The sequence below is a fragment of the Kineococcus siccus genome (assembly GCF_009906795.1).
GTDB lineage: Bacteria > Actinomycetota > Actinomycetes > Actinomycetales > Kineococcaceae > Kineococcus > Kineococcus siccus.
The window spans coordinates 1-1,488 of the sequence record NZ_JAAALN010000389.1; the positions used below are offsets into that span (position 1 = coordinate 1).

Below are 1,488 nucleotides of genomic sequence, written 5' to 3' on the forward strand. Positions count from 1 at the left end.
CCCCCCGAGAGGACCCCTCGTGAGCTTCCTGACCCCCGGCGTCATCGCCGTCGCCGCGGCCGTCGTCGTCGTCCTGCTGCTGGCCGCGGCGATCGTCCGCCGCTACCGCATCGCCGGGCCGTCGGAGGCGTTCGTCGTCGTCGGCAAGAAGGGCCGCCCGGTGACGAACCCGCAGACCGGGAAGATCTCCACGGACCTGTCGGGGCAGAAGGTCGTCATGGGCGGGGGCATCTTCGTCCTGCCGTTCGTGCAGCAGGCGTACTCCCTCTCCCTGGCCTCGCGGCGCATCTCGGTGCAGATCCGCGGTGCGGTGTCCGCCAAGGGCATCCGCCTGAACCTCGACGGCGTGGCCATCATCAAGGTCGGCGGCACGGAGGACTCCGTGCGCGCCGCGGCCCAGCGGTTCCTGCACCAGCAGAAGGAGATCGAGTCCTTCACGCAGGAGGTGCTGGCCGGGTCGCTGCGCTCGATCGTCGGCACCCTGACGGTCGACGAGATCATCCGCGACCGCGCGGCGTTCGCGAGCCGGGTCGCCGAGGAGGCCGAGAGCTCGCTCACGAACCAGGGCCTCGTCCTCGACACGTTCCAGATCCAGGACGTCACCGACGAGGTCAACTACCTGCGCGACCTCGGCCGGCCCGAGGCCGCCATCGCCGCCCAGAACGCCGCGATCGCCGAGGCGAACTCGCTGCAGGAGTCGCAGCAGGCGCAGGCCCGGGCCAGCGAGAAGGTGTCGGCCAGCCAGCGCGACCTGGCCCTGCGGCAGGCCGAGTTCAAGGCCGAGACCGACACCGCCGAGGCGCGCGCGGCCGCGGCCGGCGTGCTCGCCAAGGCCGCGCGCGACCAGGAGGTCCTGCTCGAGCAGGAGCGCGTGGCCGAGCGGCAGGCCGCGCTGACGGAGCGCCAGCTCGACACCGAGGTGCGCAAGCCCGCCGACGCGCGTCGTTACGACGCGGAGCAGCAGGCGCAGGCGCGGCGGAACTCCGAGATCTTCGAGGCCGAGGCGAAGAAGGCGTCCGACATCGCCAACGCCGAGGCGCAGGCGCGTCGCGTCGAGCTGTCCGCGACGGCCGAGGCGAACCGCGTGCGGATGGCGGCCGAGGCGGACGCGCTGCGCGTGCGCGTCGGCGGTGAGGCCGAGCTGGACCGGCGCAAGGCGCTCGCGTCGGCGACCCGGCTGGAGGGCGAGGCCGAGGGCGACGCGATCCGGGCGCGCGGTGAGGCCGAGGCGGAGACCATGCGGCTGCGCGCGGACGCGTTCGAGCGCTACGGCGACGCGGCCCTCGCGCAGATGGTCACCGACGTCCTGCCGAAGGTGGCCCACGAGCTGGCGGCGCCCATGGCCGCGATCGGCGACCTCACGGTCATCTCCACCGACGGCACCTCGGCCCTGTCCCGCAACGTGACCGCGAACCTGGCGGAGACGCTCGAGCTCGTCCGGCGCACCACCGGGCTCGACGTGCGGTCGCTGCTGGGCGGGCTGTCCCC

General features: G+C 73.7%; 1 protein-coding gene. It reads left to right on the forward strand.

What is annotated here, in order from left to right; translation table 11 throughout:
* Positions 1 to 19: 19 nt before the first annotated feature.
* On the forward strand, positions 20 to 1,488 hold a 1,469-nt coding region (locus tag GTR02_RS21665), incomplete at its 3' end, for a flotillin family protein (protein WP_338073983.1).